Here is an 18,880-nt window from a genome sequence, read left to right on the forward strand (position 1 = left end):
CGTTGCATATGAAAATAAAAACCGTGTTATTAGCTATCTTCCTTGCTTCCGGAACACTTTTTGCCCAGGATTGGCAGACCGATTTTGAGAGAGCCAAAGAAATGGCTAAATCTGGAAATAATCCGATAATTTTAGTTTTTCAAGGCTCAGATTGGTGTGCACCTTGCATAAAACTTGATCAGCAGATATGGAGCTCTGAAGAATTCAAAAATTATTCTTCAGACCATTTTGTTATGTTGCTGGCAGATTTCCCGCGTAAAAAACAAAATATGCTCCCGGCCGAGCAGCAGAAAAAGAATGAGCAACTGGCGGAAACATATAATAGCAAGGGTTACTTTCCATTGGTTGTTGTCCTGGATAAAGATGGCAAGGTTTTGGGACAAACCGGTTATAAGAAAATATCAGTTAAAGAATATATCAGTCTTTTAGAATCTTTTTCCGGGTAAATGGCGAAACAAATTGGCACCCTTTTTATTATTCTTTTAATTGCTGTTCCCATATCGGCACAGCAGTCTTTTCATCGAAGCCTAAAATTAATGGGCAGTGGTTTTCAAATTACTGTGGTCGTAAAAGATTCAACGGAGGCCAATAGAGTAATAGACCTTGCAATTGGCGAGATTTCAAGAATTGAAAAACTTATTTCTTCCTGGGACCCTAATTCCGAAACATCTGAAATCAATATGAATGCCGGAATTAAGGCGGTTAAAGTAAGTGCAGAATTATATGACTTAATTGAAAGGGCTATTGGTCTTTCAGGTCTAACCGATGGCGCTTTTGATATAAGTTATGCGTCTATGGACAAAATCTGGAAATTTGACGGTAGTATGAAAAAAATGCCTTCAAAAGAGGAAATAAAGTCATCCGTTTCTAAGGTTGGATTCCAGAAAATAATTCTGGATTCCAGGAATAAATCGGTTTTCCTTAAAGATAAAGGAATGAAAATTGGATTCGGAGCCATAGGAAAGGGATATGCAGCAGACCAGGCAAAAGCCTTATTACTCAAAAACAACGTACAGGCAGGTATTATTAATGCTTCAGGAGACATGAATACATGGGGCAGACAACCCAATGGTAATGAATGGACCGTAGCTATTACAAATCCACTAAATAAAACCAAGGCAGCCGCCGTTTTGCCAATTTCCAATGGTGCGGTAGTAACCTCGGGTAATTATGAAAAATTTGTGCAATTTAACGGGATTCGATACGCGCATATTATCGACCCGCGAACAGGTTATCCCGCAACCGGTATTTTGAGTGTAACTGTATTTGCTCCAAAAGCAGAATTGGCCGATGCCCTTGCAACATCTGTATTTGTAATGGGCATTGAAACAGGAATAAACAGAATAAATCAATTACCCAAAGTTGAGTGCGTAATTATCGACAAAGAAGGGAAAGTATTTACTTCCGATAATATAGAAATAGACAGGATATGATTAAAAAAATTGTTTTAGTAGCATGCATCCCAATAGTTTTAAGCAGCTGTGTTGCTGTAAAGGGATATGAAAAAGTAAATATTAATGATCCTGATATGGAGCTATCAGAAAAGTTGTGCGACAGAAATATTACAATTTTTCATTCCTATCGCGAAGCAGCGGTTGGTGCAAACGGCGGTAAAACAGGCGGAGGTTGTGGATGCAATTAATATGAGGATGAGAGTAATTCAACGCTATCCTGTTATAGAAAAACTATGACAATATATAAACTCATTTTTTTTATTTTTCTCTTCATGGTCTTTGGTATTTGTCATGCTCAGAATCAGGGAGAAAATGACGGGGATTATAAAAAAAGAGTTTTGGAAACCGCTGAAATAGACATTTTAACTAGTTACTATTCCCAGGATGGCGATAATGCAGCGGTAACAGGTGGACTTGGCACGGAAGAATTAACAGATGTTACCGGAACTTTTGTAATATCAATTCCTATAAATGATGATGACGTGCTAACAGTGGATGCTGGTATATCGGCATATACCTCTGCCTCTTCCAGTAATATTAATCCATTTGACAAAGGTTTTGCAGATCCCTTTGTCGCTGCCTCTGGCGCTTCGCAGAGTGATACCTGGGTTAATCTTACAGGGAATTACAGCCATAGTTCGGATGACAGAAATTCTATCTGGAGCGGAAAACTTTCATTTTCAACGGAGTATGACTACACCTCACTGGGTTTTGGAGGTAGTTATACCAGGTTGTTTAATGAGAAAAATACAGAACTTGGATTTAGTGCAAATGTATTTCTTGATAAATGGAAAGCTATATATCCCTATGAACTTCGTCCTTTTGCCCCGGGTGGCAGGGGATTGAATGATTTTTTATTTTTAGAAAACACCATTACAGGAAACCCTGATTACAACCCGTCTTTTACTGTTTTAACGGATGAGAATCGAAATTCCTATTCTTTTGGCGTTGGTTTGTCGCAAATTCTTTCCAAAAACATACAAGGAGCTTTTTTAGCCGATTTTGTCCTGCAGCAAGGTTTGCTTTCCACACCTTTTCAACGGGTCTATTTTAGTGATGTAGCAGATTCTTTTATAGATAATTTCCATCTGGCTGATGATATTGAACGCTTGCCGGATTCCAGGTTTAAAGTTGCACTGGGAGGCCGACTCAACTTTTTCATCAATGAATATCTGGTAGTACGCTCATTTTATAGATATTATTTTGATGATTGGGGGATTTATTCCAATACGCTAAGTATTGAAGTCCCTGTAAAAATAGCAGAAAAGTTCACTTTATATCCATCTTATCGTTTTTACAACCAAAAGGCCGCGGATTATTTTGCCCCTTATAACGAACATCTTTCCACCTCGCAATTCTATACTTCAGATTATGACCTGTCTGAATACAATGCGAATCAATTTGGTTTTGGTATTAATTATACCAATATTATCATGAAACAACACAAATTGAAAGTAGGTTTGAAGAGTATTGATTTAAGGTATAATTATTATAAAAGAAATACCGGTTTAAGTGCTGGTATTATTACCGCCGGTTTTAAATTTGTCGTTGATTAAAATATCCGCCATTATATACGAATGTCCTTTACCAGGACAACCAAATATATATGAAACAAAAAAACGAGCTTAAAGCTCGTTTTTAAATTCGTATAAGAAAACGCCTTATTTCGCTACATTAACCGAACGGGTTTCACGTATAACGGTAACTTTTACCTGACCCGGGTAAGTCATATCTGTTTGAATTTTCTGCGAGATTTCAAAAGAAAGTTGTGCAGCTTTCTCATCACTCACTTTCTCACTTTCAACAATAACCCTCAATTCCCTTCCTGCCTGAATGGCATAGGCTTTTTGCACACCTCCAAAAGCAAAGGCAATATCTTCGAGATCTTTTAGTCGTTGAATATAGGAATCCAATACCTGTCTTCTTGCTCCCGGACGAGCACCGCTAATAGCATCACATACCTGTACGATAGGTGATATTAAAGTCTTCATTTCTATTTCATCATGGTGGGCACCTATTGCATTACAGACATCCGGTTTTTCCCCAAATTTCTCGGCCCATTGCATCCCTAAAATGGCATGCGGCGTTTCTACTTCTGCTTCAGTATTTGGTACTTTACCTATGTCGTGCAACAAACCTGCTCGCTTGGCTATTTTAGGGTTCAAACCTAATTCTGCAGACATTACCCCGCAAAGTTTTGCTACCTCCCTTGAATGCTGCAATAAGTTCTGTCCGTAAGAAGATCTGTACTTCATCCTGCCCACAGCTTTAATCAATTCAGGATGCAATCCATGTATACCCAAATCAATAACCGTTCGTTTTCCAACCTCCACGATTTCTTGTTCTATTTGCTTTTCAGTTTTTCGTACAATCTCCTCAATCCTGGCCGGATGAATTCTTCCATCGGTAACCAACTTATGCAAAGAGAGTCGGGCCACTTCTCTTCGAACAGAATCAAAACAGGATAGTATAATTGCCTCAGGGGTGTCATCAACAATTATTTCTACACCTGTTGCAGCTTCCAGTGCTCTGATGTTCCGTCCTTCCCTTCCAATAATACGACCTTTGACATCATCAGATTCCAGGTTAAATACAGATACACAGTTTTCAACAGCTTCTTCAGTTCCAATGCGCTGAATGGTATTTATGACGATTTTCCTCGCTTCCTGCTGAGCAGTAAGTTTAGCATCCTCCATCGTGGTCTGTAAATAAGCCATTGCATCTGTTTTGGCAGTTTCCTTCAGAGATTCGAGGAGCTGATCTTTTGCATCTTCCGCAGATAAGCCCGAAATAACTTCTAACTGCTGAATCTGACTTTTATGAAGTTTTTCAAGTTCAGACTGCTTTTTATCATAAAATTCAGATTTGTGTTCGAGATCTTTAAGTTTTATTTCAAGCTGCTCATTTAGCTTTTTATTCTTGGCCAGTTCTCCACTAATCTGCGATTCTTTATCACGGGTTCGCTTTTCAGATTCCGCAATCTTTTTGTCTTTGTTTATGATTACCTTTTCGTGTTCTGCTTTTAATTCCAAAAATTTTTCCTTCGCCTGAAAAATCTTGTCCTTTTTAATATTCTCGCCTTCAATATTGGCGGTTTTTAAGATCGAATTTGCTTCTTTTCTTGCATTCGTCACAGTCTTTGATGCCTTACCTTTCTCTAAGACCTTTGCAACAATAAATCCTATTACCAAACCAACTAAAGCTGCTATTGCAATTGTTGTAATATCCATAACCTATTTTAATAATTAATACTTTCCTGCCCCTGGTTAAAGCATGAATGCAGCGCTTAAAAAGATCCGCGCAATCACTAAGTAATTTGACTTTAAAACTATTATTGCTAATCCCCAACGGGGAAAAACAAATCGAGATCAGGCCTCAAAATGATTCATAAAATCAATTTTAAATAAAAAAACCCACATTGGTGAAGTTCTGTACAAACTCCAATAAACAGGTTTAGGGCTAACAAGTTGATCAAGGATCCTTTACAAGAAGGCCTGCTTTTACAACCTAAACTCACCCTTTTCAAACAAATTAGTGTTGAGTTCGTCAAAAATTAAATACCAATGTGGGCAGTAACTTTGTATTATGTTAAAGAACTTATTTTATACTAAGCTTAGAGTTTACCAGCTGATCCAACGCCCTTAAACGTTCTGTAACTTCTTTGGTATCCTCTGTATTATCTATGCCTCTTTGTTCAATCTTAGAGGCAAACTGCAAGGCACACATAGCCAAAACATCTTGTTTGTCTCTAACGGCATAATTTTGCTCAAATTTCTTGGCAAGCTGTTCTATATTCTTTGCAGCCTTTCTTAGTCCTTCTTCCTGACTCGGGTCAATGGTTAAAGGATATACCCTATCTGCGATAGAGAGCTTTATTTTCAGCTTCTCTCCCATATTTCTTATTACAACTATTCAGCAAGTTGAGCTATACAATAATCCAACTCTCTAATTAATGTATTTATTTTGAGCTTTGCTTCAGTCTTATTATTATCACTGCCCAGTATTGAGCTTGCAAGCTTGAGAGAATTATATCTTTCTTCCCATTCCAAAATGGTATTCCTAATGGTCTCATCCTCATTTCTAAGTGTCACAATTTCCTGCTCCAATCTTATTTTAGATTGATTTAGCAATTCTATTTTATGCAGAAGCTTGCTAATTTTATTTTCTAAGGAATCAACGATTTCAACCAATTCGCTCATATGCAAATTACAATACGTTTTACACAAAGTTAACACACCTCCAACGACTTCGCAATAGTTTTTGCAATTATTCTTTAAGTGATTCTTTAAATCCAATAATTTGGGCCATTCCAAAAATTAAAATAAATATTAAAGAAAATTATGGTAGATAAAAGACCTTTTTTTCAAGTTTAACTCGTATTAATTAAATTCGCATCAACTTAGCAGCTATGAGAATACTTATTTTAAGTCTCCTTCTTCTTTCCTTTCTTACAGGATTGAGCCAGGACAAGTACCCCCTAAACACTTTCAGGCCTCCTTTGGACATACCCTTAGTCCTGGCTGGTACATTTGGTGAATTACGATCCAATCATTTTCATTCTGGTATTGACATAAAAACCCAACAGAGACAAGGATTACCGGTTTATGCTATAGGGAATGGTACGGTAACAAGAATAAAAATAGGCCTTTGGGGGTATGGGAAAGTTATATACATCGCCCATCCCAATGGTTATACTTCAGTATACGGACATCTTCAAAAGTTTTCTCCGGAAATTGAATCCTTTATTAAGAAGCTTCAATATGAGAAAAAATCATATGAAGTTGAAGTATTTCCGGATTACGGTGACCTTAAGGTCTTAAAAGATCAGGTAATAGCTTATAGCGGGAACACCGGAGGATCTGCGGGGCCACATTTGCATTTTGAAATAAGAAGTAGTATATCAGAAAAACCAACAAACCCGCTTCTTTATGGTTTAGAGGTGCGGGATGCTACCAATCCAACCCTTGTAAGCTTATTTGCTTATCCATTGTCTGAAGACGCACAGGTAAATAGAAGTAGTAAGAAGATTCAAATTAAATTCAACAAACAAAAGGATGGATCTTATCTGGCAGATAATGTATACGCCTCCGGAACAATTGGTTTTGGAATAAATACCTATGACAGGCAAGATCTCGCGGCCAACAAGAATGGAATCTATTCTGTACAACAATTAGTGAATGGAAAAATTTACACCGATTTCAATTTCGAATCATTTTCATTTAACGAAACCCGATATATCAACACTCTGATAGATTATGACCATTTTGGAAAATATAACGAGCGCATACAACGCTGCTTTATTGCTCCTGGAAATCGACTTGAAATATATAAACAAATCTATAATGAAGGAAAAATTAATGTAGACGAAGGACTTTTTTATAAGGTGGAAATCCTTATAAAGGATCTGCAGGATAATCTTGTAAAATTAGTTATTCCCGTTGAAGGAAAAAGACAGCCGCCGCTGGTAATTGAGGAGGAATTGAAGACAGATTATTTTATTATCGCCAAGCAGCCTAATAATTATGACCTGGGTGCTGCAAAAGTCTATTTTCCGGCAAATACGTTTTATGATAATTTTTATATGGACCTGCAAAAAGGTACGGATACGGTTGTAATTCACAATAACAGGATCCCGGCACACAAAAACTTTACAATAACTTTTGATGTAACCAAATACTCTCCGCAGGAACGAAAAAATTTGTTTATCGCCCGTCTCGACAAAAAAAAGAAAGCTAATTATATGACCACTTTTAAAAGAGGGACAACCTTCACAACCAGAACCAGAAGCCTGGGGACCTATACCCTAGCACAGGATACAATTCCACCGAAAATACGTTCCAAAAACTTTAAGGAAAAGCAGTGGTTAAATAACTACCGTTATCTCAGTTTAATAGTCTCTGATGACTTAAGTGGCATTGACACTTATTCTGCTACATTAAATGGTGAATGGATATTAATGGAATACGAACCCAAAACAAAAACACTTACCTATAATTTTGACGATAAAATTCTAAATCAAACGCAATGTGAACTTAAAGTAATCGTTACAGATAACGTAGGGAATTCAAATACCTTTACCAGTAGTTTTTACAGAAAATAAACTTTTGAAGTGTTCTAAACTCTTATTCCTTCTTTCTTTTTTGGGTTCGCTTACTTTGGTGAGCGGGCAAAAGGCGTCAATTACCGGGGTGGTCCTGGGAATTAATGAAGAGCCATTATCCAATGTAAATATCACCACCGAGGGTCATGGCACCTATACGGATTCAACCGGATTTTATTTATTGGAAGTAATTGCCGATAAGGAAATAACGATAATTTTCACACATTTAGGCCATAAAAATGTAATCCTTGAAAACTTAATACTTAGCACAAATGAAACTTTTGAATTCAACCCGGTAATGAAAACTGATGTAATTCAGGTAGATGGCGTTGAAGTTACGGCAACCGGAGAAAAAAGCGCAGAAGGTATTACTACCATTTCTGCTCAACTTGTACGAAAAATTCCGGGAGCCAATGCAGGTGTTGAAAATGTGCTGAAGCTACTCCCAGGAGTTTCTTCTAATAATGAATTGAGCACTCAGTATTTTGTAAGAGGCGGGAATTATGACGAAAACCTGGTTTATATCAATGGTATTGAGGTCTATCGGCCTTTTCTTGTGCGTTCTGGTCAGCAAGAAGGATTAAGTTTTGTAAATAGCGATATGGTCCAAAATCTGGAATTCTCGGCTGGTGGTTTTCAGGCTCATTATGGGGATAAGCTCTCTTCCGTTTTAGATATTACATATAAAAATCCAACAGAATTCGGATTGAATGTAGAGGCTAGTTTTCTTGGGGGAGGAATTACACTTGAAACTTTATCTAAAAATAGCAATTTTTCCAGTGTAACCGGCCTCCGCTACAGAGACAATAGTCTTTTGGTAAATAGTCAGCAAACCAATACCAATTTCACACCCGCTTTTGCAGATTTACAAACTTATCTTACTTACCATTTCTCCAGAAAATTCAGCCTTAACTTTTTAGGAAATCTTTCTGTTAATGATTATAAAAATGTCCCCCTTTCCAGACAAACCAACTTTGGTACGATTACAGATCCTAAGGCCCTTGTGGTCTATTATCAGGGCGAAGAAAATAATAATTATAAAACCAGTCTTGGGGCACTAAAAGCGGATTATTATATAAATGATAATGTTTCACTAAGTTTTATAACCTCCCTATACCATACAACGGAAGAAGAGTATTCCGATGTCATTTCACAATATGAATTAGGTGAGATTGATACAGATCTTGGCAGCAATAATCTCGGGGAGGTAACTTCCACAAGGGGATTGGGCACCCAGTTTAACAGGGCAAGAAATGACCTTGACGCACTCATAGTGAATCTGGCACACAATGGCAAACTGAGTAAAAATGAGGAATCCTGGGAATGGGGAATTAAATATACCCATGAGGACTTTAGAGATCAGATTCGTGAATCTGAGTTTTTAGACTCTTTAGGCTATTCTGTAAGGCCACCCACTGATGAGTTTATAAACAACCAACCGCAAGAACCTTTTAACGCAGCAATAGTTCCTTACACATCCGTTTCTGCTTTGAATTTTGTAAAAACTAATCGTTTATCCGGATATCTTCAATATAGCCGAAGAACACTGTGGAATACCAATAACATTTATTATAACTTAGGTTTAAGAACCCAATATTGGACAGTCAGCGGGGATGGATTTTCCAGTAATTCTCAGATTATTTTCAGCCCAAGAGGCCAGTTTGCAATAAAACCCTCTTGGAAGGTCGATATGTTATTTAGAATTGCCGCAGGGGTATATCAGCAACCCCCATTTTATCGGGAATTAAGAGATCCCACCGGTACAATTCAACCGGACGTAAAAGCACAAAAATCTGTGCATTTTGTACTTGGCAACGAATATAGCTTTGAACTCTGGAACCGGCCTTTTAAACTGATAAGTGAATTGTATTATAAGAATTTGACCAATGTAAATCCATATACGCTTGATGATGTTAGAATTCGTTACGCCGCGACAAATAACGCAAAAGCGTATGCTTATGGATTTGATATGAGAATGAATGGTGCATTTGTTCCGGGAACAGAATCCTGGGTAAGCCTGGGTTTCCTTAAAACTGAAGAAAATATAGATGACAGAGGATATATTTCCAGGCCAACAGATCAAAGATTTCAGATAGGCATATTGTGGCAGGATTACATCCCTACTATACCCAGTTTAAGGATGTACTTGAATCTTGTCTACAATACCGGAGTACCCGGAGGTTCACCAAGTTATGCAGATCCTTATAATTTTCAGAATAGATTAAGAGATTATAAACGTGCAGATTTGGGTATTTCCTATATTTTTGCAGGATTAAACAAACAATACCCAAAAGGCCACTGGTTATATCGCTTTGAAGAATTAAATATTGGTTTTGAGATTTATAACTTATTTAATAATCAAAACTCCATAACCAACACATGGGTAAGAGACGTGGACAGTAAACTGGAGTTTGCAGTTCCCAATTATATGACATCCCGTGTGTTCAACCTGAAATTAAGCATGCGTTTTTAGCTAATTTAGAATGAAAAAATTACTTTTTATTTCCCTTTTTGCCTGCGGCACTTTAATCAATGCCCAAAAAAATGTTTACGAAAGCAGTAAATTTGATGACCTAAGTAAGGATCATAATGTGCTGGCTATTATTCCATTTTTTACTCATCTTGCATTAGAGGAAAATATTACCAAAGAAGAATCAAAGAAGTTAGAAGAAAAAGAAGGCTATGCCGTACAGGATGCCCTGGAGACTTATTTTGGACTGGGAAAGAAAAAGAAAAAATTTACTGTAGATTTTCAAAATATTAAAAACACCAATGCCATTCTCGCCAAAAAAAACATTACTTACAATAATATAGACACCTATACCATTAAAGAACTTTGTGAAATACTTGAGGTGGATGCTATTATAAGTGGGAATTTGGACATAAATATCCTGATTTCTAAAGGAATTCCGGTTGAGTTTAGCTTTATGGACTATATCCTTGGTGATGCTAATTACGGTCGAATCGGTATTAAAATAAGTGATGGAAAAACCGGTAAATTACTTTGGAAATACGAGAATGAAATCAATAAAAAATCAGGAAGAAATACAGCCGACCTGATTGATAAAATGATGAAAAGACTGGTGCGTAAATTTCCATATGACAAGGAAAGGTTGAGAATGAATAAAAATCCTAAGTCTGATTAAACTCTTTCAAAACCTCAACCACATAATCTACTTCTTCGCTGGTGTTATATTTTGAAAACGAAAACCTGACAGAGGGCTTTTCCAGTTCTTCCTCAGACAAAATTTCTGCAAGTACATGTGAACCACCATTGGCACCGGATTGACAGGCACTCCCCTCTGAGCAAGCAATCCCTTTAAGATCCAAATGAAATAAAAGCATTTGAGATTTCTCTTTACTAAAAGGCAGGCAAACATTCACCAAAGTATAAGTACTCATTTCCAAGTTTTCCGAATATCCGTTAAATTTAACCTCAGGTATAGCTTCTTTGATTTTTTTGATAAAATATTCTTTCAATCCGCAAATATATTTTTTTTCCTCTTCCAGATTATCATAGGCAGAAACGAACGCTTCTTTTAACCCGACAATATTATGAAATGGTTCTGTTCCTGCCCGATATCCGCGTTCTTGAGAACCGCCCAGTATTAGAGGTTCTATATTAGTGTTTTTCCTTATAAAAGCAAACCCAACCCCTTTAGGTCCATGAAATTTATGAGCTGCGGCCACCATAAAATCAATAGGTGTGGTTTGTACGTCCCATTTGAAATGACCGATAGATTGAACTGTATCTGAATGGAGAAGAGCCCCCTTTGATTTACATATCAATGCTATCTTATGAATATCCAAAATATTCCCAATTTCATTGTTTACATGCATTAGACTGACCAATTTTTTTGAATCATCTGCTACTAACAACTGCTCCAAATGTTTAAGGTCAGCATTACCAAAACTATCAAGGTCAACGAATTCAATATTGGTTCCAAATTCCTTCTGCAGGGCCTCTGCCGTATGCAATACGGCATGATGCTCTATTTTTGAAGTAATAATAGTTTTTACTCCCATATCCCTGACTGCACTTCTTAAGATCATATTATCTGCTTCGGTACCGCCTGATGTGAAAATAATCTCAGAAGGTTGGGCATTCAAATATTTGGCAATTGTCTTACGTGCTTGCTCAATTTCTGTTTTGGCGCTTCTTCCAAATCCGTGAGTAGAAGAAGGGTTGCCATAAGAGTTGACCAGGGCATCCTGCATTTTTGCAATTACTTCTGCCCGAACGGGGGTTGTAGCGGCATTATCAAAATAGATCTTTTGCATGTATAAGTCGTGTATTGAGAAACAAGGCCAAAAATAATCGAAATAAACTTAAACTCTTCATAAAATCAACTCAATGCACTAGGATAATAGCCTTAAATTCATTTAAATTTGAGGCATGAACAGAATATTATTAATTTTTATTTTGTGCTTCTTCAGCTCATGTGATGATGGTGATCTAATAATTGAAACGATAGATTTTAACGATACCAGTATCACATTCTGTGAATCTACCACAACTGTTAACAGCACGCTATTTTTTAAACTCAATACAGCCGAAGCTTTAATTCTTGAGTTGCAAAGTGGCCTCTTAAAGAATGAAGTTTCTGCAGATACAATAAAGAGTGCAATTCCGGGGCAATCCCTGTTAACATACCGGACTTTTTCCGACAATGTCTCTAAAAATTATTTCTGTGATGCGGTACCGCCAATCACACCAACTGTAGTTGAGGAGTTTGAAGGACAAGGTGGAGAAGTATTTATTACAACAGTGCAAAGTGAAAATGATACAACGATCTATGAACACAAAATTGAATTAAGTGGTATTTCTCTTGTAAATTCAGAAGGTCTGAGGATAACAGACCTGATAATTAATGATTTTGGCACCATAACTACCAAAGAGTAACGCGTTCAAGAATTCTGATAAATATAGACTTCAGTAGCCCCTAAGCCATATTTTTGATAATCTGCATCATAGTATTTTACATTTTCGTACCGTTTAAATAAATAATTCAATTCTTCTTTAAGAACACCGGCTCCAACACCATGAATAAACACAACTTTTTGTATTCTTTTGCGAATGGCAAATTCAAGTTGTCGTTTAGCAGTTTCCAGTTGTATATTCAGCATATCATAATTGGTCATTCCCTTTGAAGAAGAAATGAGTTGGTGAATATGCAGATCAACTTCCATTTTGGGCGCACTGCGCTCTTTTGAGCTAACTTTTCTGATTTTTGGTTTCCCTGCCTGTTCCTTGACTGACTTCACCTGGGCAGCTTCTAAGTTGCTTACTTTTATGGAATTCATTCCTACTATATGCATCAATTCAGATGTTGTAAAATCCATATCAAACCCTTCTTCAGTTCGTATAGTTATAAAATCGTCCATAATATTTATAACTATCCCTGTAATGTTGTCGTCTATGACTTCTACCCGGTCTCCTTCTTTAAAATTTCTCATTGTCCATTCTCATTATTTACTCATCTGTTTTTGACCAAACTTTCGAAGATTTATAAATTCCGAACATCAGTAAAATTATTCCAATACACATGGCATACTCTTTCTTCACCAATTGGTCTCCTGTTGCCATAATAGTTGTACCTGCGATGATAAGCAAAAAATAAATGATTCGATTTGTTTTCATTCCTCAAAAATAATAGTATTTTTCAGTTGATTAATCTGCCAAAATGAAAATCGCTTCATCTATCCTGCTTTTTATAAATGAAGATTATATGCTACCCTGTATGAATAAACAGCTCTTAGGCATAGAATGCACTGGCTGTGGTATTCAAAGGGCTGCTGTTTTGCTCTTTCATGGTGAATTTGTTGAGGCTTTTAAAATGTATCCCGCAATTTATCCTTTAATACTACTTATGGGTTTTCTGTTGTTGGATAATTTAATGACCATAAAATACGCAAATAAGATTAGTATATTCTTAATGATAGCCACGGTAACAACAATTCTGATCAACTATATTTTAAAATTTTTATAATTAAACCAATACTTCATGGAACAACAAAAACTACCAAATGTAACCATAGCCATTGTACTGGCAATTCTTTCATATCTATGCTGCTGTTTTGGTGGCCTTCCGGCGGCCATTCTTGCAGGTATTGCTTATTTTCTGGTGTATAAGGATGAAAATAAGTATAAAGAAAATCCGGAAATATATTCCAACTACAGCCAGCTTAAAACAGCTAAAATTTTAGCGATCATTGGAATAGTTCTGGGAATTGTTTGGTTTGCCTGGGCCCTATATTCAATTTCTGCTATTGGCGGCTGGGACGCCTACATGGAACAAGTTAATGAAATGAGAGAACAATGGGAGCAATAACTCTCCTCGAAAAATATATTTTATGAATCAACAGCCTTTACCCGGTGCGAGTAATGCCTTAACAATGGGCATTATTTCAATCATAGGAGCCATCACTTGCTGTGGTCCTTTTGCAATAATATTTAGCATTATTGGTTTAAGCAGTGCTAATAAAGCAGAGGGTCTCTATCAGAGTCATCCCCAAAATTATTCGGGATATGAAAGTGTCAGAAGCGGCCGTATTTTGTCTTATGTCGGAATGGCCCTGGCCCTAATATACCTCGTATTCGGGATCCTTTATTTCGGAGTTATAGCTGCTTTCATTACCAGTGAATATTTTTAAAAAGACAATTTAACGGATTAGACTTACAAAAAGGGCCCTCATGCTGAGGGCCCTTTTTTTGTTACTAATGATATGCTATTTGTCCTAATTGGCAACCTCGCTCATAAATTTTAAACGGTAAAGTCGCAATTCTTCATCTTCATATTCACCATCAAATTCTTTTTGTGCTTCTTCTATATTGTCTGATTCAGCTTCCAAAAAATATTCATGAATTTCACCCTGTTGATCCTCATCCAGTATCTCGTCTATCCAATAACCAATATTCAATTTAGTACCGCTAAAAACTATTTGTTCCATTTCCTTTACTAAATCCTGCAATTCAAGACCCTTTGCAGAGGCAATATCATCCAAAGGCAACTTCCTATCCACATTCTGAATAATATATAACTTAAGAGCAGAATTAGCTCCGGTACTCTTCACAACAAGGTCATCGGGGCGAATTATTTCATTCTCCTCAACATAGGTTTTAATAAGAGACAAGAAGGGCTTTCCATATTTTTTTGCCTTACCCTCACCCACTCCATAAATATTTAACATTTCCTCCATGGAAATAGGGTATTTCAGGGCCATATCATCAAGGGAAGGATCCTGGAATATGACAAAAGGAGGGATATCCAATTTCTTTGCTTCACTTTTCCTGAGGTCTTTAAGTAATCGCAATAATTTTTCATCTGCAGCACCTCCTGCACTTTTAGCAGCAGTAACTATGGCTTGATCATTTTCTTCGTTATAAACATGATCCTTTGTCATCATAAAAGAAGTAGGGTTCTCAAGAAAAGAAGATCCCGCATTGGTAATGTGCAATATACCGTATTGTTCAATTTCTTTTTTGAGTAATCCCGCAACCAGAACCTGCCTGATTAATGCCATCCAGTAACCTTTGTCTTTGTCAGATCCAATGCCAAAAAAAGGTTTTTCATCAGTTTTGTGAGAAGCAATAAGAGCATTAGTAGAACCTATAAGTGCCAAAACAATTTCTTTGGCCTTAAACTTTTCTTTAGTGCCCCGCACTACTTTGATTAGCTTGACAACATTTTCCTTCGCTTCTTCCTTTTTCTTCGGGTTTCTGGCATTATCATCCATATCTGCACCATCGCCATTCACCTCATCAAATTCTTCTCCAAAATAATGAAGAATGAACTTTCTTCTGGACATAGATGTTTCGGCATACGCAACAATTTCCTGAAGAAGGGCGTTCCCAATTTCCTGTTCAGCCACCGGTTTTCCGGACATAAATTTCTCCAACTTTTCCACATCCTTATAAGAATAAAATGCGAGGCAGTGACCTTCACCTCCATCTCTGCCCGCACGGCCGGTTTCCTGGTAATAACTTTCAATGCTTTTGGGAATGTCATGATGAATTACATAGCGTACATCTGGCTTGTCTATTCCCATTCCAAAAGCAATAGTTGCAATGACCACGTCCACATCTTCCATAAGAAACATATCCTGATACCTGGAACGTGTCTTGGCATCAAATCCTGCATGATAAGGTACAGCACTCACCCCATTAACCTGCAATACTTGGGCTAAGGCTTCAACTTTTTTCCTGCTTAGACAATAAATTATTCCCGATTTACCGCTATTCTTCTTTACAAAACGAATAATATCTGCATCAACATTTTTTGTCTTAGGCCTTACTTCGTAGAATAAATTGGGCCTGTTAAATGAAGCTTTAAAAACTTTCGCGTCTGTAATAGCAAGGTTCTTAATAATATCTTCCTGAACCTTTGGGGTAGCTGTTGCTGTTAAACCAACGATGGGGATGTCATCGCCCAGCCGGTTTATTATAGCTCTTAGATTTCTGTATTCCGGTCTGAAATCGTGTCCCCACTCAGAAATACAATGCGCCTCGTCTACCGCCACAAACGAAAGAGGTACAGATTGTAAAAAATCTACATACTCTTCCTTCGTGAGGGATTCGGGTGCTACATAAAGCAATTTTGTTATCCCGTCTAAAATATCTTGTTTTACTTCCTTTACCTGAGTTTTGGTTAATGAAGAATTCAGTACATGAGCAACACCGTGATGTGATGAAACACCCCGGATTGCATCAACCTGATTTTTCATTAGTGCTATTAAAGGAGATACCACAATAGCAGTTCCCTCTTTTATAAGAGCAGGAAGCTGATAACAAAGTGATTTTCCACCTCCGGTAGGCATAATTACAAAGGTGTTTTTGTTTTGAATGACGTTTTTTATAACATCTTCCTGAAGTCCTTTAAATTTGGAAAAACCAAAATACTTTTTTAGCGCCGCATGTAGTTCAATTTCATTCAAAATCATTGCAAATTTAGTATATCGAGTCTGCTATTATAGTGATATTCGTTATTAAATTTAAGATATATCTTCTTGTTTTCAGGAAGGTGAAATGATAAATTATATTGTTTGTAGTTTAGAATCTCCTATAAAATAAGTTTATGTAATTTTGTTTTCTTAAATATAATACATTCTTTTAAAATCTGTTTACTTATTAAGTTAATTTCTAAAACCGTAAACACATAATTTTAGAACCATATTGAGCAATCACAAAGCTATATTGGCTACGGCTAAAAATACCATCATAACTGAAAGTGACGCCATTGCGCACTTGTCCACACTTTTAGATGATCAATTTGCAAGTACTGTAAATTGCATTTATGAATCAGTTGGGCGTGTAGTAATCACAGGTATTGGCAAAAGTGCTATCATAGCCTCTAAAATAGTAGCTACTTTAAATTCTACAGGGACACCGGCAATTTTCATGCATGCAGCTGATGCTATACATGGTGATCTCGGCACAATCCAGAAAAATGACGTAGTGATCTGCATCTCGAAAAGTGGGAATACCCCTGAAATAAAAATGTTGGTACCGCTTATTAAACTGGGAAATAATAAGTTAATTGGAATGTGTGGCAATTTAGATTCTTTTCTTGCTGAAAATGCAGATTTTGTTTTAAACACTTTTGTGAAAAAAGAAGCCTGCCCAAATAACCTGGCTCCAACAACCAGTACTACTGCACAACTCGTAATGGGAGATGCGCTCGCTATCTGTCTTTTGGAATTGCGGGGATTCAGCAGTCAGGATTTTGCTAAATATCACCCGGGAGGAACTCTTGGTAAAAAACTCTATCTGAGAGTATCCGATATTGTAGGAAACAATTTAAAGCCTCAGGTAGGCGTTGATGCCGATGTAAAGCAGGTTATTATTGAAATTTCTGAAAAAATGTTAGGCGTGACTGCTGTTATTAGCAATGACAAGATCGTTGGAATTATTACAGATGGCGATATCAGGCGGATGCTTAACAAATACGAAAATATAAATGGCCTGAAGGCGAAAGATATAATGACAACTAATCCTAAGACGATTGGCGCAGACGTCCTTGCCATTAAAGCTTTGAAAGAAATGCGCTCTAAAGGCCTATCTCAATTATTAGCTGTAGATGGAGAAGACTATGTAGGCGTTGTTCATTTACATAACTTAATTAATGAAGGAATACTTTAATGGCAAAAGCATCTAGCGATCCTAATGAAATGTCCTTTTTGGACCATCTGGAAGAACTGCGGTGGCATCTTATTCGGTCAACAATTGCGATCGTTTTGATTGGTCTGGTTGCTTTTGTAATGAAGGACTTTATTTTCGATACTGTAATTTTCGGACCGAAAAAACCAGATTTTCCTACCTATGGTGTTTTCTGCAAACTTTCAAAGTTGCTCGGTTTCAGTGAAGCGTTTTGTTCCAATGAACCTATTTTTACCGTTCAGAGCAGACAAATGGCAGAGCAGTTTTCTGCCCACATATGGACTTCAATCTGGGCTGGGTTCATAATTGGTTTCCCCTATATTCTCTATGAAATGTGGAAATTCATCAGCCCGGGATTATACGATAAGGAGCGTAACAACTCAAGGGGTTTTATATTTATTGCTTCTTTCCTCTTTTTTATGGGTGTCCTTTTTGGGTATTACGTAGTTGCCCCGCTTTCAATAAATTTTTTAGGTGGCTATTCTGTAAGTGATGAAATTGTGAGGGAGATTGATTTGAGTTCATATATCTCTACTGTTAGGGCAGCTGTTATCGCCTGTGGTTTAATATTTGAACTGCCAATTATTATCTTCTTTCTAACCAAGGTAGGCTTAGTAACCCCGGAGATACTTAGGAAGTATCGAAAAATAGCCCTGGTTATTGTGCTCATAATATCAGCGGTAATTACACCTCCGGACGTGGCAAGTCAGATTATTGTGGCTGTTCCTGTTCTTATACTTTACCAGATCAGCATCTACATTTCAAAAGTTGTAATACGGAGAGAAGCAAAAAAACAAAATAAAAATGTCAAATCCAGTTGAAGAGTTTAATGCCTACCGTTCTAAAATGAACGGGAAATTATTAGCCGATAATAACAAAATAATAAAGAGAATCTTCAACCTGGACACGAACGCGTATAGCGAAGGTGTTTTGGACGTTAAAACCAAAGAATTTTTAGGTCTTGTAGCGTCTGCTGTATTAAGATGTGATGACTGTGTTAAATACCACTTAGAAAGCTGCTATAAGCATGGTGCCTCCAAAGAAGAAGTCATGGAAACCTTGAGTATTGCAACCTTAGTTGGTGGTACAATTGTTATTCCGCATTTACGGAGAGCTTATGAGTATTGGGAACAACTGGAGTTGCAGGAAGGTTAAAAAAACTATAATTCT

At 37.0% G+C, this 18,880-nt stretch carries 21 protein-coding genes and 1 other RNA gene; 14 read left to right on the forward strand and 8 right to left on the reverse strand.

Annotated elements, in window-relative coordinates:
- The first annotated feature begins 8 nt into the window (after positions 1-8).
- The 4 genes from Q0874_RS12630 to Q0874_RS12645 all read left to right on the forward strand — a co-directional run bounded on the left by Q0874_RS12630 (position 9) and on the right by Q0874_RS12645 (position 3,010).
- Positions 9-446: a thioredoxin family protein gene (locus tag Q0874_RS12630; RefSeq protein ID WP_299163694.1), complete on the forward strand. Its 438-nt coding sequence runs from the start codon at positions 9-11 to the stop codon at positions 444-446.
- Positions 447-1,433 (forward strand): FAD:protein FMN transferase, encoded by a 987-nt coding sequence (locus Q0874_RS12635; protein ID WP_299163695.1) that lies wholly within the window; start codon positions 447-449, stop codon positions 1,431-1,433. It abuts the gene before it with no gap.
- Positions 1,430-1,642: a DUF4266 domain-containing protein gene (locus tag Q0874_RS12640; protein ID WP_299163696.1), complete on the forward strand. Its 213-nt coding sequence runs from the start codon at positions 1,430-1,432 to the stop codon at positions 1,640-1,642. Before Q0874_RS12635 ends, Q0874_RS12640 begins: the two co-directional genes overlap by 4 nt.
- 84 nt (positions 1,643-1,726) lie before the next feature.
- Positions 1,727-3,010 carry a DUF3570 domain-containing protein gene (locus Q0874_RS12645; protein WP_299163980.1) on the forward strand — a complete coding sequence of 428 codons (1,284 nt, stop codon included), beginning with the start codon at positions 1,727-1,729 and terminating at the stop codon, positions 3,008-3,010.
- Between the two features lie 105 nt (positions 3,011-3,115).
- On the opposite strand, the gene rny is transcribed toward Q0874_RS12645, so the two are convergent.
- The 4 genes from rny to Q0874_RS12665 form a co-directional block, all read right to left on the reverse strand.
- Positions 3,116-4,684 carry a ribonuclease Y gene (rny, locus tag Q0874_RS12650; RefSeq protein ID WP_299163697.1) on the reverse strand — a complete coding sequence of 523 codons (1,569 nt, stop codon included), beginning with the start codon at positions 4,682-4,684 and terminating at the stop codon, positions 3,116-3,118.
- A gap of 205 nt (positions 4,685-4,889) precedes the next feature.
- A non-coding RNA gene (ssrS, locus tag Q0874_RS12655) (6S RNA) lies at positions 4,890-4,997 on the reverse strand.
- 54 nt (positions 4,998-5,051) lie between these two features.
- Positions 5,052-5,348, reverse strand: coding sequence for a cell division protein ZapA (locus Q0874_RS12660; RefSeq protein WP_299163698.1), 297 nt, complete (start codon positions 5,346-5,348; stop codon positions 5,052-5,054).
- A gap of 14 nt (positions 5,349-5,362) precedes the next feature.
- Positions 5,363-5,653, reverse strand: coding sequence for a hypothetical protein (locus tag Q0874_RS12665; RefSeq protein WP_299163699.1), 291 nt, complete (start codon positions 5,651-5,653; stop codon positions 5,363-5,365).
- A gap of 209 nt (positions 5,654-5,862) precedes the next feature.
- On the opposite strand from Q0874_RS12665, the gene Q0874_RS12670 reads away from it, so the two are divergent.
- The 3 genes from Q0874_RS12670 to Q0874_RS12680 are packed head-to-tail and all read left to right on the forward strand — an operon-like array spanning position 5,863 to position 10,700.
- On the forward strand, positions 5,863-7,554 hold the full coding sequence (locus Q0874_RS12670) for a M23 family metallopeptidase (protein WP_299163700.1): 1,692 nt from the start codon (positions 5,863-5,865) through the stop codon (positions 7,552-7,554).
- 4 nt (positions 7,555-7,558) lie between these two features.
- The gene (locus Q0874_RS12675) at positions 7,559-10,027 is read left to right on the forward strand and encodes a TonB-dependent receptor plug domain-containing protein (protein ID WP_299163701.1); all 2,469 of its coding nucleotides are present in this window, start codon (positions 7,559-7,561) and stop codon (positions 10,025-10,027) included.
- A gap of 10 nt (positions 10,028-10,037) precedes the next feature.
- A complete protein-coding gene (locus tag Q0874_RS12680; RefSeq protein WP_299163702.1) occupies positions 10,038-10,700 on the forward strand; it encodes a hypothetical protein in 663 nt (220 codons plus the stop codon).
- Here the strand turns inward: Q0874_RS12680 and Q0874_RS12685 are convergent.
- Complete coding sequence (locus Q0874_RS12685; RefSeq protein WP_299163703.1) at positions 10,687-11,835, reverse strand: cysteine desulfurase family protein; 1,149 nt, start codon at positions 11,833-11,835, stop codon at positions 10,687-10,689. The two genes, Q0874_RS12680 and Q0874_RS12685, sit on opposite strands and share 14 nt — an antisense overlap.
- 115 nt (positions 11,836-11,950) lie before the next feature.
- Here Q0874_RS12685 and Q0874_RS12690 point away from each other — a divergent pair, with 115 nt between their 5' ends.
- The gene (locus Q0874_RS12690) at positions 11,951-12,457 is read left to right on the forward strand and encodes a hypothetical protein (RefSeq protein ID WP_299163704.1); all 507 of its coding nucleotides are present in this window, start codon (positions 11,951-11,953) and stop codon (positions 12,455-12,457) included.
- Between the two features lie 5 nt (positions 12,458-12,462).
- Here Q0874_RS12690 and Q0874_RS12695 read toward each other — a convergent pair whose 3' ends face one another.
- Both Q0874_RS12695 and Q0874_RS12700 read right to left on the reverse strand, forming a co-directional pair.
- A complete protein-coding gene (locus tag Q0874_RS12695; protein ID WP_299163705.1) occupies positions 12,463-13,011 on the reverse strand; it encodes a Smr/MutS family protein in 549 nt (182 codons plus the stop codon).
- Between the two features lie 16 nt (positions 13,012-13,027).
- Complete coding sequence (locus Q0874_RS12700; protein ID WP_299163706.1) at positions 13,028-13,195, reverse strand: hypothetical protein; 168 nt, start codon at positions 13,193-13,195, stop codon at positions 13,028-13,030.
- 43 nt (positions 13,196-13,238) lie between these two features.
- Here Q0874_RS12700 and Q0874_RS12705 point away from each other — a divergent pair, with 43 nt between their 5' ends.
- From Q0874_RS12705 to Q0874_RS12715, 3 genes are read left to right on the forward strand one after another with little or no spacing between them, the layout of a single operon-like run.
- Positions 13,239-13,544: a DUF2752 domain-containing protein gene (locus Q0874_RS12705; RefSeq protein WP_299163707.1), complete on the forward strand. Its 306-nt coding sequence runs from the start codon at positions 13,239-13,241 to the stop codon at positions 13,542-13,544.
- 15 nt (positions 13,545-13,559) lie between these two features.
- Positions 13,560-13,886 (forward strand): CCC motif membrane protein, encoded by a 327-nt coding sequence (locus tag Q0874_RS12710; protein ID WP_299163708.1) that lies wholly within the window; start codon positions 13,560-13,562, stop codon positions 13,884-13,886.
- A 22-nt stretch (positions 13,887-13,908) separates the two neighbouring features.
- Entirely contained in the window at positions 13,909-14,208 is a 300-nt protein-coding gene (locus Q0874_RS12715) for a CCC motif membrane protein (RefSeq protein WP_299163709.1), read from the forward strand.
- 84 nt (positions 14,209-14,292) lie between these two features.
- Here the strand turns inward: Q0874_RS12715 and recQ are convergent, their stop codons facing one another.
- Positions 14,293-16,494, reverse strand: coding sequence for a DNA helicase RecQ (recQ, locus tag Q0874_RS12720; RefSeq protein ID WP_299163710.1), 2,202 nt, complete (start codon positions 16,492-16,494; stop codon positions 14,293-14,295).
- Between the two features lie 232 nt (positions 16,495-16,726).
- On the opposite strand from recQ, the gene Q0874_RS12725 reads away from it, so the two are divergent.
- Genes Q0874_RS12725 through Q0874_RS12735 form a run of 3 tightly spaced genes read left to right on the forward strand, consistent with a single transcriptional unit; the run spans position 16,727 to position 18,865 of the window.
- On the forward strand, positions 16,727-17,692 hold the full coding sequence (locus Q0874_RS12725) for an SIS domain-containing protein (protein WP_299163711.1): 966 nt from the start codon (positions 16,727-16,729) through the stop codon (positions 17,690-17,692).
- On the forward strand, positions 17,692-18,531 hold the full coding sequence (tatC, locus tag Q0874_RS12730) for a twin-arginine translocase subunit TatC (RefSeq protein WP_299163712.1): 840 nt from the start codon (positions 17,692-17,694) through the stop codon (positions 18,529-18,531). Before Q0874_RS12725 ends, tatC begins: the two co-directional genes overlap by 1 nt.
- Entirely contained in the window at positions 18,515-18,865 is a 351-nt protein-coding gene (locus tag Q0874_RS12735; RefSeq protein ID WP_299163713.1) for a carboxymuconolactone decarboxylase family protein, read from the forward strand. Before tatC ends, Q0874_RS12735 begins: the two co-directional genes overlap by 17 nt.
- The last annotated feature ends 15 nt before the right edge of the window (positions 18,866-18,880 follow it).

The organism is uncultured Eudoraea sp. (assembly GCF_947490415.1).
Taxonomy (GTDB): domain Bacteria; phylum Bacteroidota; class Bacteroidia; order Flavobacteriales; family Flavobacteriaceae; genus Eudoraea.